This is a genomic window from Bacillus sp. RO1, from assembly GCF_012524115.1.
GTDB lineage: Bacteria > Bacillota > Bacilli > Bacillales > Bacillaceae_I > Sutcliffiella_A.
Map to the genome: position 1 here is coordinate 205147 of NZ_JAAZWB010000084.1, position 19152 is coordinate 224298.

Annotated in this window: 16 protein-coding genes; 10 read left to right on the top strand and 6 right to left on the bottom strand. The window is 39.3% G+C overall.

The window, feature by feature from the left end:
• The first annotated feature begins 125 nt into the window (after positions 1 to 125).
• Complete coding sequence (locus HC179_RS16115) at positions 126 to 665, top strand: NADPH-dependent FMN reductase (protein ID WP_168865230.1); 540 nt, start codon at positions 126 to 128, stop codon at positions 663 to 665.
• 378 nt (positions 666 to 1043) lie between these two features.
• Here the strand turns inward: HC179_RS16115 and HC179_RS16120 are convergent, their stop codons facing one another.
• Positions 1044 to 1301, bottom strand: a complete 258-nt coding sequence (locus tag HC179_RS16120; protein WP_060667079.1) for a YhdB family protein — start codon at positions 1299 to 1301, stop codon at positions 1044 to 1046.
• A gap of 139 nt (positions 1302 to 1440) precedes the next feature.
• On the opposite strand from HC179_RS16120, the gene HC179_RS16125 reads away from it, so the two are divergent.
• Positions 1441 to 2469: a M14 family zinc carboxypeptidase gene (locus HC179_RS16125; RefSeq protein ID WP_168865231.1), complete on the top strand. Its 1029-nt coding sequence runs from the start codon at positions 1441 to 1443 to the stop codon at positions 2467 to 2469.
• A 525-nt stretch (positions 2470 to 2994) separates the two neighbouring features.
• Complete coding sequence (mgtE, locus tag HC179_RS16130; RefSeq protein ID WP_168865232.1) at positions 2995 to 4356, top strand: magnesium transporter; 1362 nt, start codon at positions 2995 to 2997, stop codon at positions 4354 to 4356.
• A gap of 60 nt (positions 4357 to 4416) precedes the next feature.
• On the opposite strand, the gene HC179_RS16135 is transcribed toward mgtE, so the two are convergent.
• Positions 4417 to 5289: a sulfite exporter TauE/SafE family protein gene (locus HC179_RS16135; protein ID WP_168865233.1), complete on the bottom strand. Its 873-nt coding sequence runs from the start codon at positions 5287 to 5289 to the stop codon at positions 4417 to 4419.
• Positions 5290 to 5441: 152 nt separating this feature from the next.
• Here HC179_RS16135 and HC179_RS16140 point away from each other — a divergent pair, with 152 nt between their 5' ends.
• Both HC179_RS16140 and HC179_RS16145 read left to right on the top strand, forming a co-directional pair.
• On the top strand, positions 5442 to 6857 hold the full coding sequence (locus HC179_RS16140; RefSeq protein WP_168865234.1) for a SpoVR family protein: 1416 nt from the start codon (positions 5442 to 5444) through the stop codon (positions 6855 to 6857).
• 171 nt (positions 6858 to 7028) lie between these two features.
• Positions 7029 to 9065: a heavy metal translocating P-type ATPase gene (locus HC179_RS16145; RefSeq protein WP_168865235.1), complete on the top strand. Its 2037-nt coding sequence runs from the start codon at positions 7029 to 7031 to the stop codon at positions 9063 to 9065.
• Between the two features lie 83 nt (positions 9066 to 9148).
• Here HC179_RS16145 and HC179_RS16150 read toward each other — a convergent pair whose 3' ends face one another.
• From HC179_RS16150 to HC179_RS16160, 3 genes are all read right to left on the bottom strand, one after another.
• Positions 9149 to 9679, bottom strand: a complete 531-nt coding sequence (locus HC179_RS16150) for a hypothetical protein (RefSeq protein WP_168865236.1) — start codon at positions 9677 to 9679, stop codon at positions 9149 to 9151.
• Positions 9680 to 9839: 160 nt separating this feature from the next.
• On the bottom strand, positions 9840 to 10775 hold the full coding sequence (locus tag HC179_RS16155; RefSeq protein WP_168865237.1) for a F510_1955 family glycosylhydrolase: 936 nt from the start codon (positions 10773 to 10775) through the stop codon (positions 9840 to 9842).
• Positions 10776 to 10991: 216 nt separating this feature from the next.
• Positions 10992 to 11585 carry an MEDS domain-containing protein gene (locus HC179_RS16160; protein WP_205825353.1) on the bottom strand — a complete coding sequence of 198 codons (594 nt, stop codon included), beginning with the start codon at positions 11583 to 11585 and terminating at the stop codon, positions 10992 to 10994.
• Positions 11586 to 11909: 324 nt separating this feature from the next.
• Here HC179_RS16160 and HC179_RS16165 point away from each other — a divergent pair, with 324 nt between their 5' ends.
• From HC179_RS16165 to HC179_RS16180, 4 genes are all read left to right on the top strand, one after another.
• Complete coding sequence (locus HC179_RS16165) at positions 11910 to 12656, top strand: DeoR/GlpR family DNA-binding transcription regulator (RefSeq protein WP_168865238.1); 747 nt, start codon at positions 11910 to 11912, stop codon at positions 12654 to 12656.
• Between the two features lie 4 nt (positions 12657 to 12660).
• Positions 12661 to 13572, top strand: coding sequence for a 1-phosphofructokinase (pfkB, locus tag HC179_RS16170; RefSeq protein ID WP_168865239.1), 912 nt, complete (start codon positions 12661 to 12663; stop codon positions 13570 to 13572).
• A gap of 13 nt (positions 13573 to 13585) precedes the next feature.
• Positions 13586 to 15454, top strand: coding sequence for a PTS fructose transporter subunit IIABC (locus HC179_RS16175; RefSeq protein ID WP_168865240.1), 1869 nt, complete (start codon positions 13586 to 13588; stop codon positions 15452 to 15454).
• Positions 15455 to 15581: 127 nt separating this feature from the next.
• Positions 15582 to 17084: a phytoene desaturase family protein gene (locus tag HC179_RS16180; protein ID WP_168865241.1), complete on the top strand. Its 1503-nt coding sequence runs from the start codon at positions 15582 to 15584 to the stop codon at positions 17082 to 17084.
• 29 nt (positions 17085 to 17113) lie between these two features.
• Here HC179_RS16180 and HC179_RS16185 read toward each other — a convergent pair whose 3' ends face one another.
• On the bottom strand, positions 17114 to 17821 hold the full coding sequence (locus HC179_RS16185) for a DUF421 domain-containing protein (RefSeq protein ID WP_168865242.1): 708 nt from the start codon (positions 17819 to 17821) through the stop codon (positions 17114 to 17116).
• A 114-nt stretch (positions 17822 to 17935) separates the two neighbouring features.
• On the opposite strand from HC179_RS16185, the gene HC179_RS16190 reads away from it, so the two are divergent.
• Positions 17936 to 18388, top strand: coding sequence for a ferritin-like domain-containing protein (locus tag HC179_RS16190; protein WP_168865243.1), 453 nt, complete (start codon positions 17936 to 17938; stop codon positions 18386 to 18388).
• The last annotated feature ends 764 nt before the right edge of the window (positions 18389 to 19152 follow it).

The window sequence follows — 19152 nt, forward strand, 5'->3', positions numbered from 1 at the left end:
ACGACTTTAGTTGTAGAAAAGATGATTCGTTTTTCGTAGGGAAAGTTAGCTATTTCTTCCGATTTGCCAATGTAGAATGTCTAATATACTAAATGTATAAAGACAGTTGGAGGGAGTAATTAGTTATGAAAATTTTAGCGATAAGTGGTAGTCCGAGAAAAAATGGTCGTACTGGAATAGCCGCAAGATTTCTTCAAAATAAATATGGTGTAGAAGTTATTGATTTAAGTGATGGTGACATTCCTTTATATAATGGAGAGTCTTATCAGGCGGAGTTGGAAAACGTAGCGGCCTTAAGGGCGAAGGTTAAAGAGGCAGATGGAGTTCTGCTTTTATCTCCTGAGTACCACAGTGGAATGAGTGGTGCATTGAAGAACGCGTTGGATTTCCTTGGCAGCGAGCAGTTCCATAGCAAGCCTGTTGGGTTGTTGGCAATAGCAGGTGGTGGAAAAGGCGGTATCAATGCCTTGAACAATATGCGTGTGGTTGGCCGTGGCGTCTATGCGAATGTGATTCCAAGACAATTGGTATTGGACCCGCATTGTTTTGATTATGAAAATGATTCTGTGAATGAAGAGAGTTCAGAATTGGTTGATGCACTATATAAAGAGTTAGTGATGTATGTGAAAATGCGTGAATATATGATGCAGAGTAAAGAGGCCTAATTAGTGGCCTTTTTTTATTGTTTAGGATACAAAAATATAAGAATTGTGGATAGTTTGCAAGGAAATAGGACGAGAGGGGCCTTCATGGTTGGTATGAAGACCTGAGTGGCAAGGAAATAGGACGAGAGGGGTCTTCATGGTTGGTCTGAAGACTTGAGTGGCAAGGAAATAGGACGAGAGAGGTTATCATGGTCGTCTCTTTTCATCTAGGGGAGATACTTTTTTTGTTACTTCGTCAATATTCATTAACCTCTTGGAATTCCCTACGTGTAAAGCCTCATTAGCACAAAATGATACCGAAAAATGGAAATTTTAGACAATAAAAACAGCAACCCAAGGCTCATAGCACCTCGGATCACTGTTTGTTTAAAAAGTGATTTACACCATATATCCGTGACTGATTTCATCCAATTGATCTTCTGTGCTCCTTGTTACAGCGTGATCAATATATCGAAGCAACTGATAGAGATTGTTCTCGATTTCCTTATAATCCTTAGAGAAATTGTAGGAGTGAAGGAAGTGCTCGATATTTTTGGAGAGGAAGTCATCTTTTGTCCGCACCATCAGGATAAGCAGGTTATCCCATTCAGAACGGTGCGTGTAATATAAGGCGCGGTCATAATCAACGGTGTTCATCTGGAATCCTCGCCTCCTCTTGTTAAGGAGTACTTTTATTTTGTGTTAAAAATCGATGTTTCCTCCGTTGAAAATGTTGGTCGTATCTCCAAACGAAAAGTTACACAAAATAATTGAAATGCGATTTTGAGGTGTATAAATGAAGCGATGGAAAGCGATTGTTTTACTGCTTATATTTGTGCAAATCAACCCAGTCATTTCAGATGCAGAGCAAATAGTGAATGCTCAAGAATGGTATACCTATGACAGAATGAGGGAAGATTTGAGGCTTTTGAATAGAAAGTATAACGAAGCGATGCAAATCAAGCTATTGGGAAAATCAGAGTTTGGTCAAAATATCTGGGCTGCGAAAATAGGCACAGGTAAAGAAAACATCATCATATTAGGTGGTCATCATGGAAGAGAATGGCTTACGACAAGCCTTGTCATGACAAAGCTGGAATATTACTCGGAAGCGTATAAAAAAGGTCATGATATATTTGGTTACAACCCGAAAATTTTGGATGAAGTTTCCATTTGGTTCGTCCCGATGGTCAATCCAGACGGGATACGAATTCAACAAGAAGGCATAGGTTTTCTGCCTAAACATCATCAAACTCAATTAATCCACATGAATGATAATAGTGCGGATTTTGATCGCTGGAAAGCAAATGGGATGGGAATTGATTTGAACAGGCAATACCCAGCAGGCTGGAAAAGCATTAAAGAAAAGACGTCAGTTCCATCCTACCAATATTATAAGGGGAAATACCCTCTGCAAGCTAAAGAGGTTCGAGCAGTTGTACATTTTACAAAGGAAGTAGAGCCGTTGATGGCGGTTACCTATCACTCCTCTGGGAGAGTTCTGTATTGGTACTTCAAGAATAATCAAGCAGTGGTAAAACGGGATAAGAAAATAGCAGATCAGTTATCGAAATTAACAGGGTATGAACTAGACCAACCGGAAGAGCATGCTGTTGGTGGTGGGTTTTCCGATTGGTTTGTTTCAGAATTCAGCAGGCCTTCCTTCACTCCGGAAATCTCTTATTTTGTGGAAGATACAAACCCTCCGATATCGGTTTTTCAGGAAGAATGGAACCGGAATAAAAAGGTGGGTATATACCTTGTCGCTCAAGCGAAAAATCTCTTTCTAGACCGTAATGAAATTAAAATTAATGAGGCAGAATAGTCGTATTGGTTTTTCAAAAGAAAAAAAAGGGTTTTAGTCTGTTAATTGTTTTATTCAAGAGTTGCCAAAAAAGGTTGACACCGTCCGTTTTTCCCTTGTAGAGTAGTAAATATGAAAAACAAAATCAACTCATATAACCTTCGTTAGGCGGGGCTTCATGCACCTTCATTCGACCAAAATGACAGGTGCTTTTTTAATGAGTGAAACCTGATTCCCCCTGTTGAATGAAGTGCAAGGTGTGAGACTCCAGCGGGGGAGTAACAGTATGTTGAGCCCCCTGAAGCGTTGTGAGGAGGCTCAAGCACCGTCACGCGGAAAGCGAACACCTGGAACGCAATGAAACAGGGAGTTACTGTAATATACAAATTTAAAGGTGGTGGTAACGAAAATGGATAGTAGTCCAAGTCCGAGGACGAATTTTATAAGAAGTACAGGAACATACATATCATTATTCGTTACCACCCCCATGGTAAAATAAAAATTGTGGTTCCTGGTACTCCTTAGCATGCAGGGGAGGCAAAGCTCATGGTGAAAAACATGACAGAGGATCAAATCATTCTAAACATCATCAACTTTTTAAAAGATGGAAAGCGAAAAGCTTTTCAAGATATCATCGAAGAGCTTCAACCTTATGACACAGGAGTCATTTATCAACAGCTTCCTGAAAAACATAAAGTGAGATTTTTAACATACCTTACAATCGAACAGTTAACAGCACTAATTCAAGAACTAAATCAGGAATTGCAACTGGAAGTATTACAAAAAATCGGTGTGGAAAAATCGGCAAAAGTAATGGACCGAATGGACAATGATGACTTAGCTACATTATTCGATGAAATGGATCCGGAAGTTAAGGGCCGATTTTTAGCAAAAATGAACAAAGAAGAATCCAGCGCCGTTCAGGACCTAATGAAGTATGAAGCGGAAACTGCCGGTCGATTGATGACAAACCGCTACGTGTGGATACCTCAAGAATACACAGTCCGTGAAGTGGTCGATAAACTTAAATCTTTTGCGGAACTGGCAGAGACCATCAACTACTTGTATGTAATTGATGAAGAAAAAAGGCTTGTAGGCGTTGTCTCTTACCGTGACCTTATATTGGCAGACGCGCATGAAAAGATTCAGGAAATTATGTTTTCGAGGGTAATCTCCGTTCATGTTGATACAGACCAAGAGGAAGTGGCAAATGTCATCGAGCGTTACGACTTCTTAGCGGTCCCTGTTGTGGACGATGAAAAAACATTAATTGGAATTATTACAGTTGATGATGTCATCGACGTCGTCATTCAAGAAGCAAATGAAGATATTGAAAAACTTTCTGCATCTGGTAAAGATATTGACTTCGATACACCGGCCCTAGTGGCCTCTGCAAGACGTTTGCCGTGGCTGATTTTATTATTATTTATTGGACTTATTTCAGGAAGCATCATAAGCGGGTTTGAAGATACTTTAGGTACCGTTGTGGCGCTGGCATTCTTTATGCCGATGATTGCAGGGATGACAGGTAATACAGGTACACAGTCCCTTGCAGTGATTGTTCGTGGACTCATCTCTCGTGATTTGGATAAAAAGCTGGTTACAAAAGTTGTACTCCGTGAACTTGGAGTGGGAATAACAATTGGAGTTACATGCGCTTTTTTAATTGCCATCATTGCTTTTGTATGGCGAGGCGATTTGATTTTGGGAATGGTTGTAGGGGTTTCTTTATTTTTTACTCTTATCATCGGTACACTCGCGGGTACTATCATTCCTTTAATTCTCTATAAACTGAACATTGACCCGGCCATTGCATCCGGGCCACTTATCACAACAGTGAACGATATCCTTTCATTATTAATATATTTTGGAATTGCGACAGCATTTCTATCATACTTGGCTCCATAATTCAAAAGAAAAGTCCCTCCTTATCAACAGTTCAATGTTAAAAGGAGGGTCTTTTCTTTTTTACAAATGAGACGGCTGTACTTTCTTCTTTAAAAGTCTTGTCAGCAAGAAGATATTAATAAATATGGTGTAACAACCTAAGGCCACCAAGCCAACTGTAGACAGTTCTATCATCTCTAAAATGAGACTAAGCATGGTAACTATATATAGAAATCCCAACAATTTTTGTATACTTCTGCTTTTAAAGAAAGAGGTGGCTTTTGCGCCTAATTGAGACCCAACGATCGCACCGGCAATTAAAAATAATCCTACCTTAAAATTTATTGGATTGTTTATTGCATATGTAATGAATCCTGCACTCACAATTAAAATGACTCCTGCAAGGCTTGTTGCTACAGCTTGCTTGGAAGAGAAACCGTAGTAGGCGATCAATAATGGGACAATGATAAATCCGCCACCCACACCTAGGGTAGTAGAAAGAAATCCTGCAATGACTCCTATGAAAATAAACTTCCAAAAGTTCTGCTTGTTCGAAGTGGCATCATAAGCAACTGGTTTTTCCCCTTTTTCATTCCTCAACATTTTATATGCAAAATAGGTAAGTAAGGCAAGATATAGAATTGGTACAACAGTAGTGTCATATTCATTAAACTCTAGCCAACTTACTACAGGGTAGGCAATTTGTGTGGCAACAACTCCACTTGCTCCAATTATGAGTGCGGCCTTCCATTGAATGTTCTTCATTTTGAAATGGGCATATACACCTGCCACAGATGTCCCGATGGTATAAAGAAGACTTGTAGAAATTGCTTCGATGGGGGTGTAGCCAATAAGAAGCAAGACCGGCGTGAGTACAAGGCCACCTCCTATTCCAAAAAAACCAGAAAGCATACTGATTGAAAATCCTACTAGTATAAATAATATATATTCCATATATGTATTCTCCTTCAAAAACGCTTATCTTTAGTATAACATGCGCTAAAGTTAGGGGGGATATAGAAAAATGTCGCAATAGAACAATCCCTTCTCATGTTATTGTCACCTTGTTCATACATTGTGATAAGAGGAAAAGGGAGGTAGTTTTAATGAGAGCAAATGATGAAAAGGCCTTATTCCACGCCATTGATGAAATTACCGAGATTGCCAAAGGGTTTGGACTGGACTTTTACCCAATGCGTTATGAAATTTGTCCTGCTGATATCATCTATACTTTTGGAGCATACGGAATGCCGACACGCTTTTCCCATTGGAGCTTTGGGAAGCAATTTCACAAGATGAAACTGCACTATGATCTGGGTCTCAGTAAGATATATGAATTGGTTATTAACTCGAATCCATGTTATGCCTTTCTTTTGGACACCAACTCGCTAATTCAAAACAAGTTGATTGTCGCTCATGTGCTAGCCCACTGTGACTTTTTTAAGAATAATTGCCGGTTCCAAAACACCAACAGGGACATGGTGGAGAGTATGGCCGCAACTGCCGAGAGAATTAAGCAATATGAACATGATTATGGAAAAAAAGAAGTAGAGGACTTTTTGAATGCAGTCCTTGCCATACAGGAACACATTGATCCTTCTCTCATTCGATCCAAGCTTGCCTGGAGCATGGAGGATATGGTGGAGGAGGAAGAAGCACCGAAGAAGGCGAGTCAATATGATGACTTATGGAATTTGGATAATCGGAGTAAACCGAAAGCAGCTCCTAAGAAAAGAAAAAAGAAATTTCCTCCTCAACCTGAAAAAGATATTCTGCTTTTTATTGAACAATACAGCAGTGAGCTTGAAGACTGGCAACGCGACATCCTGACGATGATGCGAGAGGAGATGCTATATTTCTGGCCGCAAATGGAAACGAAAATCATGAATGAAGGCTGGGCCTCCTATTGGCATCAAAGAATTCTGCGCGAAATGGATCTCACAAGTGATGAGGCATTGGAATATGCAAAATTGAATGCAGGGGTTGTGCAACCTTCAAAAACGAGTATCAATCCATACTATCTTGGCATTAAAATCTTTGAGGATATCGAGGAACGTTACAACAACCCGACTGAAGCGATGAAACGGGATGGAGTGATGCCAGGATCAGGAAGGGAAAAAATGTTTGAGGTGAGGGAAGTAGAATCTGACATCTCCTTCCTTCGCAACTATCTCAACAAAGATCTTGTCATGCGGGAGGATATGTACCTTTTCCAAAAGCAGGGCAAGGACTACAAGATTGTCGATAAGGCTTGGGAACAAGTACGAGATCAACTGGTGAACATGCGTGTTAACGGTGGGTTCCCATATATTACGGTTAATGACGGGGATTATTTAAGAGCAGGGGAGCTATATTTGAAGCATTGGTTTGAGGGAATTGAGCTCGACCTAAAATATCTAGAAAAAGTAATGCCGTACATTTTTCAAATTTGGGGTAGACCAGTCCATATGGAATCGGTGATTGAGACGAAAAATGTATTGTTTACGTATGACGGGAAGAGCGTGCATAGGAAGTATATCTAGTAAACATGAAATGGAAAAAGAAGACATGAATATGGGAAATAAACCTCATTCTTAGGGATGGGGTTTTTCTAATTTAAAGAAATTATACTTTTTTATTAATCTGCACCATTTCTGCAAAGGTTATGGGAATAACTACTGTAAATAAGGATATTAAAGAAAGGAGAAAACTTGATGTCGGATATGCACTCTGGTCACAATAATCAAAAAACAATAAAACAAGAATCTGGTCATGATCATTCAAACCATAATCACACCGACCATAATGACCATGATAATATGATAGGGGATTTTAAAAAGAGGTTCTGGATTTCAGTTATTATTACGATTCCTATATTGGCTCTATCTCCAATGATTCAGATGTTTTTACAGGTTGATTGGCGTTTTCCCTATGATATGCTCATATTGTTTGGACTTTCCACATTTATTTTTTTCTATGGAGGATGGCCTTTCTTATCAGGTTCTAGGGATGAGTTAAAGAAAAGAAATCCTGGAATGATGACTCTTATTGCTTTGGCAATTGTGGTAGCATACGTTTACAGTTCATTTGCTGTCTTCGGTTTAGAAGGCAATAATTTTTTCTGGGAACTTGCTACTTTGATTGATATTATGCTTCTTGGTCATTGGATTGAAATGCGTTCTGTAATGGGAGCATCCAGGGCCCTAGAGGAGTTAGTAAAACTGATGCCATCTAAAGCCCATCTTGTAAAGGAAGATGGGACAACCGAAGAGGTATCTATTGATAAACTGAAACATGAAGATAAAGTATTAGTTAAACCCGGTGAGAAGGTCCCAATTGATGGAAGCATTATTGAAGGTGAAACAACCATTGATGAATCAATGCTAACCGGTGAATCTGTACCTGTTAACAAAAAAAGTGGAGAAGAAGCGATTGGCGGTTCCATTAATGGTGAAGGATCTATCACTATCTCTGTTAAAAAAACTGGCGATGAAACGTACCTGTCCCAGGTTATCAATTTAGTGAAAGAGGCACAAGGCTCAAAATCCAAAACACAAGACCTCTCAAACAGGGCAGCAAAATGGCTATTTTATGTTGCTTTGGGGGCTGGTTTCATTACGTTCTTGGGCTGGTTGATAGCAGGGTATCCATTGTCATTTGCAATGGAAAGAATGGTTACTGTAATGGTTATCTCTTGTCCACATGCATTAGGATTAGCAGCTCCTTTAGTAATAGCGGTGTCTACAGCTATTTCTGCAAAAAAAGGGTTGTTAATTAGAAATAGAACCAATTTTGAGGAAGCTAGAAAAGTAAATTCAGTTGTTTTTGATAAGACCGGAACCTTGACAGAAGGAAAATTCGGTGTAACCAACTTAGATTTGATTCAATCTATGGAAGAAGAGGAATTCTTGAGATTGACCGCAAGTGTGGAAGCTAAATCGGAGCATCCTATTGCAAAGGGAATCGTAAGAGAAGCGAATAATAGAAACTTAAAATATTATTCAGTTGAAAACTTTAAGTCCCTAACAGGTAAAGGATTACAGGGTGTTGTGAATGGAAAAGCCATCAAGGTGGTAAGCCCTGGTTACATGAGAGAACAGAATCTAGCTTATAATACGGACCAATATAGCAAGTGGGCTGAAGAAGGTAAGACGGTAGTATTTGTATTAATTGAAAACAATCTGGCTGGTATGATAGCTCTGGCGGATATTGTAAGAGAAACTGCAAAGCAGGCTATTCAAGAGCTGAAAGAGATGGGTATAGAATCCATTATGCTGACTGGTGATAATCAAAAAGTTGCTGAATATGTGGGAAAACAACTAGGCATAGATAAAATTTATGCGGAAGTTCTTCCCCATCAAAAGTCGGAAAAGATAACGGAAATCAAACAGACCAATAAGCGGGTGGCTATGACCGGAGATGGAGTAAATGATGCACCTGCCTTAGCAAATGCTGATTTAGGAATAGCTATTGGAACTGGGACTGATGTAGCAATTGAAACTGCTGATGTAGTTTTGGTAAAAAGTAATCCTAAGGATGTAGTGAATGTAATCCATTTATCCAAAGCGACCTATAGGAAAATGGTTCAAAATTTATGGTGGGCAGCTGGCTATAATATCCTTGCCATTCCATTGGCAGCGGGTATCCTCTATAATGCTGGTATAGTTTTGAGCCCCGCTGTTGGAGCCGTGTTGATGTCTTTAAGTACCATTATTGTCGCCATTAACGCCAAATTACTCAAAGACGAATAAGTAATGTTATATTAAGAAAAGCTCGCAGGCCAACTACTGCGAGCTTTTCTTTGTAAAAAAATTATTAAATTTTATCCAGAATATTAATGCCCATGTCCATGCCCATCATTTTTTACCTCACTGATATTCTCAGTTCTGGTTACTCCATCAACATACCAGTTCAGTGTGAATGCTAAAGGGGACACTAGAAGCAATAACATTGTAATTACTAAAGTAGTTTGTTTAGTGTTTAACTTAATATTGTTTTTGAAAATAAAACTTAAAACCGACAATACTATCCCACCTGGAATTAAGACTACAGCATAACCTCCCAAATCACCAAAATGCTGGATACCGCCGCTTACCATACCTACTCCTAAAGAAAGTAAAAGTGAAAAAAATAAAAGCTTCATAGCTTGAGGTAAATTCATCTTCTTTTTTTCTATATAAAACTCATTTACAAAAGATGCAGAAATAAATAAGAAGGAACCTAAGATTAGGATTATAGAATATCGTGCTGGTTCTATTGGCATATGGACTATTCCTCCAGAAATGAGCCCAACTCCTAAAAAGTACATGATGTAAATGACATATGGAAACCATATTAGATTCCAGGTTCTTGAGATTTGTTCCACTGGTATTTCCCCCTAGTTCGTATAAATGTAATTATTTTTTAATGGAATACTATTTAGAATTATTAAGTAACACCTTAGCGAAAAAAGAGGCTAAAGAATGCTAGTTTTACTCTGAGTTCTGCTTTTTAATATTTATAAACTTATCGGAATTGAACGATCACTATTCATTCGTGACGTTTCCTTCCTCTACTAGTAGCTTCCAGCTTGCTCCATTATCATCCGATTGAAAAATGTCATTATTTAAGGAGACTGCTGTTATTTCTTTCCGATTCTCAGGATTCGTGGCAATAAACAAGATGGGATTTTTACGAGATATCCCTTCAGGTAGGGACAATTCGTCGAAAGTTTCATTTTTAGAATTGTATGTTAATAATTTGGTTTCATTGTTTTCCAAGATAAAGTAAATTAGGCTGTCCTCTTGGTATTCCACTGTTGTCACGGGATTTGAACTTGTAAGTAATTTAAACTCATTACCAAAGTCAGTAGAAATAAATAATCCTTTATTGGTGGAAATAGCAACATTTTCGGAAACAGTAGGATGTGTCGCAATGTTTCCAACCGAATTTGCAGAGATTCCTTTCATAGAAGCAGTTTCCCATGTTTGACCTTCATCAATCGAAAAATGGAGACCAATTTTCAAAGAATTTTCTTGCTCATTAAAAACATACAAAGTGTGACTCTTATAGCCCGCCGCAAGATAGTGAAAGTCAATTTTTCCGTAAAAAGCTAACTTTTCCATTGACTTTCCCTGGTCATTACTTTTTATGATTCCTAGGGGATTTTTTAAATCGGAGCCTAGCTCAGGATGACCACTGGAAAAGAATTGCTCATCTGTAGTTTGGAATCCCATATAATCATGATTATTTCTACTAGTCTTATACCACTTATCTTCAGAGAAACGGAAAAGGCCATGATGGGTTGCTAGAAAAAAATCTTGTTTATCACCCAAGTAACCAATTCCGTGGATATGATTTATGGTGTCTTCCTTTGCTTCTATAAAATATTTATCATTGCTATTCTGTCCTTTACTTGAGCAACCAACAGCCAGAATGCTTATTATTGACATCGTGATAAATAACTTCACCTTTTTTTTCATTTCCGAACCTCCATAGTGTTTATCTTTCTTTATTTCCCACCCGTCTGTGAGGGAAACATTACATCAAGAAAGAACTCAAAGCCCTAGATTGGCTAAGATTCAAGGTCGTATCCTACCTGTAATAAATATAGAGTATCCTGTAAATATCGAGAAAGTTTGCAGGTTTATAGAATATAACTAAAAATATTACAAAAAAACCTTGAGGGAAGTAAGCCCTCAAGGTTTTTTATATAGGTTTGACACTGTAAAGCTGTGATCAGTCATTTGGTAATAGTGCACCTTTTTCAAAATTGTGTCTAACGTTGGTGTGACTGAGGTGCTGGAGTATGCGCACACTGATACCATGTTTTCATTTAATACAAAGTCGTCGATGGTTGCTTCGTAGATTTTTAACTTATCTGCATCAGGATCATCTGAAGCCCATTCCACATTGGCCCAAGTGCGAATAGTACTGTTTACCCTATTAAACAAAATTACATCTTTTGCAAAATGAGCTAGCATAGCCTTTGTATTAAAATCCCCGCTTGCAAAATAGTAATCAAAATTATTTACTACTCTAATATTTGATTTCTGTTCCTCATTAAAATGTTTATTTAATTCAGCGTAAATTTTTGAAATGTTTTTCATGCTCTCAATGATAAGAACATTTTCACCAGTGTTTACTCCTGTTTTCGCAAATGTTATCAAGTGATCCAGGTAGACATCTCTATCCTCAAAGAGATAGTAGACGTGACCTGCTTTTATACTCTCTAGACTTTGGATTGAAGATACAGTAATTGGTCTCACCTCTAAAAATAGATTTGATTTCAACCAAAATAAACATTACGTCATTACCTCGGATGTTAACCGTGGACACCGTATCATGAATCATCTTATGTTTTTTCTAGAGGATATCCTACCAAGTATACCACTAATTCTATTCGTTTGATTGATATGGGATTGAAATAGTCTGAAAGTTGTTTGGAAAGCGGTCTAAGTTGCGGGAATACTCGAAAAATCAACGTAAAGAACATGGTAGAGTTTGAGTGTTTATGGTTGATATTAATCGTTTATGATTGTTTGTGGTTGATTTTTGTAAGAGCTTACATTACAATGTAACTTACATACAAACGAACAAAAGAAAAGGTGAATGGCATGTTAACTCCAGAAAGACAACAAAAGATTCTAGAGTTGGTTCAAAAACAAGAAATAGTAAAGCTACAAGATTTCGTAGATGCAACAGGAGCATCAGAGTCAACAATACGAAGAGATTTGAGTCAGCTTGAAGAGTTGAATAAATTAAAAAGAGTCCACGGTGGAGCTGCAAGGATACATCAGAAGACAGAAGAGCCAAGCATTCTTGAGAAATCTTCGATAAATCTTCATGAAAAACAACTGATAGCTAAAGCTGCGGCAGAGCTTGTAAATGAGGGAGATTGCATTTTCCTTGATGCTGGAACCACAACATTTCAGATGATTCCTTATCTTGAAAATAAGCAGATAACCGTTGTTACCAATGGGTTTGCCCATATTCAATCTTTAATGGACAAAGGGCTAACAACATACATTGTTGGAGGATTTATGAAAAATAAAACAGGTGCCATTATCGGAAGCAAGGCTAGTCAATCCTTGCTGGAGTACAATTTTGATAAAGCTTTTATAGGGGCAAATGGCGTGCATCCAAAAACAGGTTATACAACTCCTGATCCTGAAGAGGCGAGTATTAAGACATTGGCAATTAAGCTTGCAAATGAAACATTCATCCTCGCGGACTCCTCTAAAGTCAATGAAGTAGCATTTGCGAAAATTGGACCCCTTCAATCAGGAACACTTATAACTAATAAATTCGAACAAGGTCTTGCAGCAGCTTACAAAGAGATAACAACTGTGATAGAGGTGTGAACTCATGATATATACCATTACATTGAATCCTTCTATTGATTATGTAGTTGAGGTGGAGGGGTTTGAAGAGGGAACGATAAATAGGGCTTCCAAAACAAATTATTACCCCGGAGGAAAAGGGATAAATGTTTCCAGAGTGTTAAAAAGACTTGGTGCAGATACGATAGCACTAGGCTATGCAGGAGGGTTTACCGGAAACTTTATAAAAGAGAAATTGATAGAGGAACAAGTGGCGGTCAGGCTAGTGGAAGTCGAAGGCCATTCGCGTATTAATGTAAAACTAAAAGCCGATAAGGAAACGGAAATCAATGGAACCGGACCTTTAGTAAGTGATGATGCGGTGAAGAGATTGCTTCAACAGCTGAATCAGCTTTCAAGTGAAGATATCGTCGTGCTTGCTGGGAGCATCCCGGGAACAGTTCCATCTAATATTTACGAAACACTCATACAAAAGTGTCAGCAACATGAAGCAAAAGTAGTACTGGACACGGGAGGGCAAACATTAAAAACACTCATTCCATACAAACCTTTTTTCATTAAACCAAATCACCATGAACTTGGGGAGCTGTTTGGTGTCACCATTCAATCACAAGATGATGTTATCCATTACGCAGGCAAGATTCATGAACAAGGTGTTGAGAATGTCGTTGTATCCTTGGCTGGGGAAGGCGCAATCCTTTACACAGGATCGGGTGTTTTCTGCGCAAAAGCGCCGCGTGGTGAAGTGAAAAATTCCGTAGGTGCTGGGGATTCCCTTGTTGCGGGTTTTCTCGCGGGATATATAAACTCAAAAAAAAGTGAAGAAGCGTTGCGATACGGAATAGCTTCCGGAAGTGCGACGGCATTTTCTTATGACCTTTGTCAAACATCAGATGTAAATAGAATGATAAACCTAGTAAGCATAGAAAAGTTATGAGGGGGAAAGGACCATGAAAATTACAGATTTACTAATTAAAGAAACAGTTACCCTGGAGTTAAGATCAAGTAACAAAACTAATGTTATTAAAGAATTGATTGACTCATTGGATCGTGCCGGAAAGCTTGCAGATAAACAGAAGTATGAAGAAGCGATCCTTGCCAGGGAGGCACAGAGCACGACTGGAATCGGTGAGGGAATAGCAATCCCACATGCAAAAACGGATGCGGTGAGGACACCAGCGATCGCCTTTGGTATTGCAAAGGATGGTGTGGATTACGAGTCACTGGACGGTCAGCCAAGTCAGCTGTTTTTTATGATTGCAGCAAGTGCTGGGGCCAACAACGAACACTTGGAAACCTTATCTCGGTTGTCTTCCATGCTGATGGATATTGAATTCCGTAATGCTTTATTAGCAGCATCCTCTAAAGAAGAAGTTATCAGATTAATAGATAACAAGGAAAAGGAATTATTTGAAGAGGAAGAAGTGGAAGCAGCCTCTCTTTCTTCTGATAAAGGGTTGATTCTTGCTGTAACCGCCTGCCCGACTGGAATTGCCCACACTTACATGGCGGCAGATGCGTTAAAGCACAAGGCGAAGGAATTAGGATTAGAGTTAAAGGTAGAAACGAATGGTTCAAGTGGTGTGAAAAATCAATTGACCCAAGAAGAAATTGATAACGCTTCAGGAATTATCGTAGCTGCCGATAAGCAAGTGGAAATGGATCGGTTTAATGGCAAGAAAGTCATTCAGGTTCCTGTGGCCCAAGCAATTCGTAAGCCTGAGGAACTTTTATTAAAGGCAAACCGTGGAGAAGGGGAAACTTACAAGGGATCAGGCAACTTTGTTTCAGAAGGAAAAAAGGGACGTTCTGGTTTCTATAAGCACTTGATGAGCGGTGTTTCCAATATGCTACCGTTTGTTGTAGGTGGTGGGATCCTCATTGCGATATCCTTTATGTTCGGAATCAATGCTGCAAATCCTGATGACCCAAGTTACCATTGGTTTGCAGAAGCTCTTATGACTATTGGGGGCGGAAATGCCTTCTATTTGATGATACCAGTTCTTGCCGGATTCATTGCAATGAGTATTGCAGACCGACCTGGCTTTGCAGCAGGAATGGTAGGGGGACTGATTGCATATACAGGTGAAGCTGGCTTCTTGGGTGGTCTGATTGCCGGTTTCCTTGCAGGTTATCTCGTTCTAGGTTTAAAGAAAGTTTTCAGTGGGCTACCAGCATCTCTTGAAGGAATTAAGCCGGTTCTACTGTACCCACTATTCGGGATCTTTTTTACAGGAATGATCATGCTGCAACTTGTGACTCCTTTGAAAGCGTTTAATCAAGGGTTAACGTCTTGGCTGGGGGGATTAGGCTCTGGTAATCTAGTTGTTTTGGGTATTATATTAGGGGCGATGATGGCTATTGATATGGGTGGTCCTATCAATAAAGCTGCCTTCACATTCGGTATTGCTATGATTGATGCAGGGAATTATGCGCCACATGCTGCTATCATGGCAGGGGGAATGGTGCCGCCACTGGGATTGGCACTTGCTACAACCATCTTCAAAAATAAATTTAACAAGCAGGAGAGGGAAGCAGGAAAAACTTGTTATATCATGGGGGCTTCTTTTATCACAGAAGGTGCCATCCCATTTGCAGCAGCAGATCCGTTACGCGTCATCCCTTCAGTGGTGGTAGGTTCAGCAATTGCAGGTGCTTTGACTATGCTGTTTGGAATAGGATTGCCAGCTCCGCATGGTGGATTGTTTGTTATTCCAATTGTGACCGGCGGTATTTTCATGTATGTGTTGGCAATTATAATTGGAGCTGCTGTGACGGCGGTAATGGTAGGGTTGTTGAAAAAAAGAGTTGTGATGTAATATGGTTGAAAAAGTGATGGGGTATCTCATCACTTTTTCTATTAAAAGTTTTAAACACATCCAACATTAGTGACTTTGTACCCTTTGTATATAATAGGTACTACCATGTAAGAAAGAAGGGAACATCATGCTTAAAGATGCAATCGTTATCGGAACAGGTTTTGGTGGAATTACTGCGGCAGCTCTTCTTGCAAAATCTGGGTTCGACGTTTTGACCCTTGAAGCTGCCAGTGAGCTTGGTGGGTGTGCGAGCAAATTTGACCGAGGTGGATATCGGTTCAGTGCTGGTGCGACAGTTGGCATGGGTTTTGAAGAGGGTGGGATGTTAAAGAGACTCTTTGAAGAGCTAAATGCACCAATTCCTCCAATGAGAAAGCTTAATGAAATAATGAATGTGTACCTTCCTGACCGGACGGTTACTTATTTTTCGGACAAAGAGAGCTGGTTTAAAGAAATCGTTAAAAAATTTGAGTGCGATCAAGTCCGTATTCATGCATTTTTTGAAGATGTATTTAAGGTAGCCGAGATATTGCAGAAATTTGTGGAGAAACGCGCTATCTTTCCACCATCCACTGCATCAGAGTATTTTCATTTACTAAAAAGTATGGATGTGAAACTTCTAGGGTTGACACCTTACTTGACGCAATCAGTACAAGACCGGCTATCTAAATTCGGTTTGACGAAAAATAAGCCGTTTATGACGTTTATCAATGGTCAGCTGATGGATAGTGTTCAGACCACAGCAGCATCTAGTCCTTCTTTGTTAGGTTATATGGCATTAAGTATTTTTCATAAGGGAGCATTTTACGTGGAGGGTGGCCTTGCTTCTATCATCCATGCGTTAGCGGAAAACTATCGTACTTCTGGTGGAGAACTGCGCCTGCGTCATAAAGTGGTCAGTATAGCCAAACAGGGCGATGTCTGGACGATTATGACCAAACGTGGAGAGGTATTTAGAACGAAGCAGGTGATTATGAATGCCCCTATTCATAATGTGTTTTCGTTGTTGGAGCCAGAGTTGCATATGGATTTACCTATAAAAGAGGAGAAAGAAAAACAAAAAGATGCTTGGGGAGCTTTTACACTTTATATTGGAGCAGAACCTTCGTTTATGATGCCAGAAACAAGTTCCATCCCATTTCATCATTTTATCTCCTCTTATGACTCTCCATTATCAGAAGGGAATCAGTTCTTATTTTCCATGTCACAAGAGGGGGATACAAAATTCGCTCCACGTGGAAAAACGTCCATTACTATTTCCACTCACACCAATGTGGACAAGTGGTGGGAGAGGGAAAGGTATGAAAACTTAAAAGAAGAATACATGGAGAGAATCATTGATTCTATTGATAAAAGGTTTTCGAGTTTCTCTTCCCATATTGATATGAAGATGGCGGGAACTCCCGTGACTTTCAAGCGTTATACCCAACGGTCTTATGGAAAGGTAGGTGGCTATATTCCATCAGGAAAATATAGTTTATTGAAAAGTTACTCTCCGAACTCTGGCGTGGATGGGCTATGGTTTTGTGGAGATACCGTTTTTCCAGGAGCTGGTTCATTAGGAAGCAGCTTGAGCGGCTGGATGGTGGCTGATGCAATTAGAGGAAATCACCCTCGTCAAAGAGTGTGATTTCACCTTGTGGGTGCTTATTTACATCGTTATTCCTTATCTACTGGAGAAGGGAGGTTATCGTCATAATAGTCAAAATAAAGACATCCGTTAGAGGAACGGACTGCATACAATACTTCTTTGCATGTAACACTACGTTTTCTTAACTCTCCTTCGAGCCAGTGTAGGGAAAGGTTATATTCCGCTAGATTCTTTGTAATAATTTTCCCATCCATTATTAGTTCAATGGGTAACATCTTTTCACTTGGCTGTAGCTGGAGATCCTTTGGTGTTACGCTCCGGAATAAAGGCTTTTTCAATACTGTGAGGGTTCCATTAGGTTCCACCATAGCATAAAGTACTTCTTCAATTTCAAAAATATCCTTTTCTCTTAATTGTTGATTTAGATAATCTAATGTGTAACGCATCTTTCTCATATTATTTTCTAGTATCTTTCCCTCTTGAATGATAACGGTTGGGTCACCTGCCAAGATCTTTCGCGCCTTTCTACTTTTCATAGAGATATAGGCAGTAATAAATAGTATTAAAACAAATATGAAGAATGAAATAAGGAAATGATGAATATCAATCGTCAGGTTGAAAGCTAAATTTGCTGTAATGGCCCCTAAAGAAATTCCCGCAATAAAATCAAATAATGTCATCTGTGAGATGGTTTGTTTTCCTAAAATTCTCGTTCCTATCAGAAGGATACTGAAGGCTAGAATGGATCGGATGACCACTTCTATGTGTTCAGGCATTATTCCAGCTCCTTTTCGCAAGACTTCGAGTTTAATCCTATTAGTATTACCATATAAGGCATGAATAAAAGTATTGCATCATACAGTATTAGTAGGAATTGACCTGAAAAGGAGATGGGAATTTTGACTGGGTATTATTATCCATACTATACAAGGGCTCCACAGGATCCCACTTTAATAGAAAATATCATGAAAGCAATTAATGGAGAATATAGTGCCGTTGCCTGTTACGAAAAACTTGCCCAAATGGCACCAGATGCGGAAACTCGAAAGAGAATAACCGAAATAAGAGAAGATGAAATCAAGCACTATAATACGTTCAGTCAAATTTATCAATCGTTAACTGGAAAAACGGCCACTCCTGAGATAACGGAAGAGTGTATGGATGATTACCAGGAGGGTTTGGTTGCATCATTGAAGGATGAACAGGAAACCGTGGATTTTTATTTAGATATCGCTGATTCTACGCAAAATCCTTATATTAGGAGAGTCTTCAAAAGAGCAGCAGCAGATGAGCAGAATCATGCGGTATGGTTTTTATTTTTCTATACGGAAAGTAAAGGATAAAAAGCAACCGATTTCTCGAGTGAGAAGTCGGTTGCTTTTTGGGTTAATAGTGTATGAATCCCTTAGGAAGAGAATAGCATGAAACATTGTCCTCATAGAAGAGCAATGACGCCCGGAGAAAGGGAAAACCAGTAAACATTTTCCTCATAGAAGAGCAATGACTCCCTTAAGAGGTGGAAATAAGTGAACATTGTCCTCATAGGAGAGCAATGACGCCCTTTAGAGGTGGAAATAAGTGAACATTGTCCTCATAGGAAAGCAATGACTCCCTTAAGAGGTGGAAATAAGTGAACATTGTCCTCATAGGAAAGCAATGACTCCCTTAAGAGGTGGAAATAAGTGAACATTGTCCTCATAGAAGAGCAATGACGCCCGGAGAAAGTGAAAATCCGTAAACATTGTCCTCATAGAAGAGCAATGACGCCCTTAAGAGGTGGAAATAAGTGAACATTGTCCTCATAGGAGAGCAATGACGCCCTTTAGAGGTGGAAATAAGTGAACATTGTCCTCATAGGAAAGCAATGACTCCCTGAAGAGGTGGAAATAAGTGAACATTGTCCTCATAGGAAAGCAATGACTCCCTGAAGAGGTGGAAATAAGTGAACATTGTCCTCATAGGAGAGCAATGACGCCCTTAAAAGGTGGAAATAAGTGAACATTGTCCTCATAGAAGAGCAATGACGCCCGGAGAAAGGGAAAATCCGTGAACATTGTCCTCATAGAAGAGCAATGACGCCCGGCAGAGGTGGAAATACGTGAACATT

Bases quoted from the DNA above. Each gene is read 5' to 3' on its own strand.
- HC179_RS16115 (WP_168865230.1), top strand. From the start codon at position 126: ATGAAAATTTTAGCGATAAGTGGTAGTCCGAGAAAAAATGGTCGTACT.
- HC179_RS16120 (WP_060667079.1), bottom strand. From the start codon at position 1,301: ATGAACACCGTTGATTATGACCGCGCCTTATATTACACGCACCGTTCT.
- HC179_RS16125 (WP_168865231.1), top strand. From the start codon at position 1,441: ATGAAGCGATGGAAAGCGATTGTTTTACTGCTTATATTTGTGCAAATC.
- mgtE (WP_168865232.1), top strand. From the start codon at position 2,995: ATGGTGAAAAACATGACAGAGGATCAAATCATTCTAAACATCATCAAC.
- HC179_RS16135 (WP_168865233.1), bottom strand. From the start codon at position 5,289: ATGGAATATATATTATTTATACTAGTAGGATTTTCAATCAGTATGCTT.
- HC179_RS16140 (WP_168865234.1), top strand. From the start codon at position 5,442: ATGAGAGCAAATGATGAAAAGGCCTTATTCCACGCCATTGATGAAATT.
- HC179_RS16145 (WP_168865235.1), top strand. From the start codon at position 7,029: ATGTCGGATATGCACTCTGGTCACAATAATCAAAAAACAATAAAACAA.
- HC179_RS16155 (WP_168865237.1), bottom strand. From the start codon at position 10,775: ATGAAAAAAAAGGTGAAGTTATTTATCACGATGTCAATAATAAGCATT.
- HC179_RS16165 (WP_168865238.1), top strand. From the start codon at position 11,910: ATGTTAACTCCAGAAAGACAACAAAAGATTCTAGAGTTGGTTCAAAAA.
- pfkB (WP_168865239.1), top strand. From the start codon at position 12,661: ATGATATATACCATTACATTGAATCCTTCTATTGATTATGTAGTTGAG.
- HC179_RS16175 (WP_168865240.1), top strand. From the start codon at position 13,586: ATGAAAATTACAGATTTACTAATTAAAGAAACAGTTACCCTGGAGTTA.
- HC179_RS16180 (WP_168865241.1), top strand. From the start codon at position 15,582: ATGCTTAAAGATGCAATCGTTATCGGAACAGGTTTTGGTGGAATTACT.
- HC179_RS16185 (WP_168865242.1), bottom strand. From the start codon at position 17,821: ATGCCTGAACACATAGAAGTGGTCATCCGATCCATTCTAGCCTTCAGT.
- HC179_RS16190 (WP_168865243.1), top strand. From the start codon at position 17,936: ATGGGAATTTTGACTGGGTATTATTATCCATACTATACAAGGGCTCCA.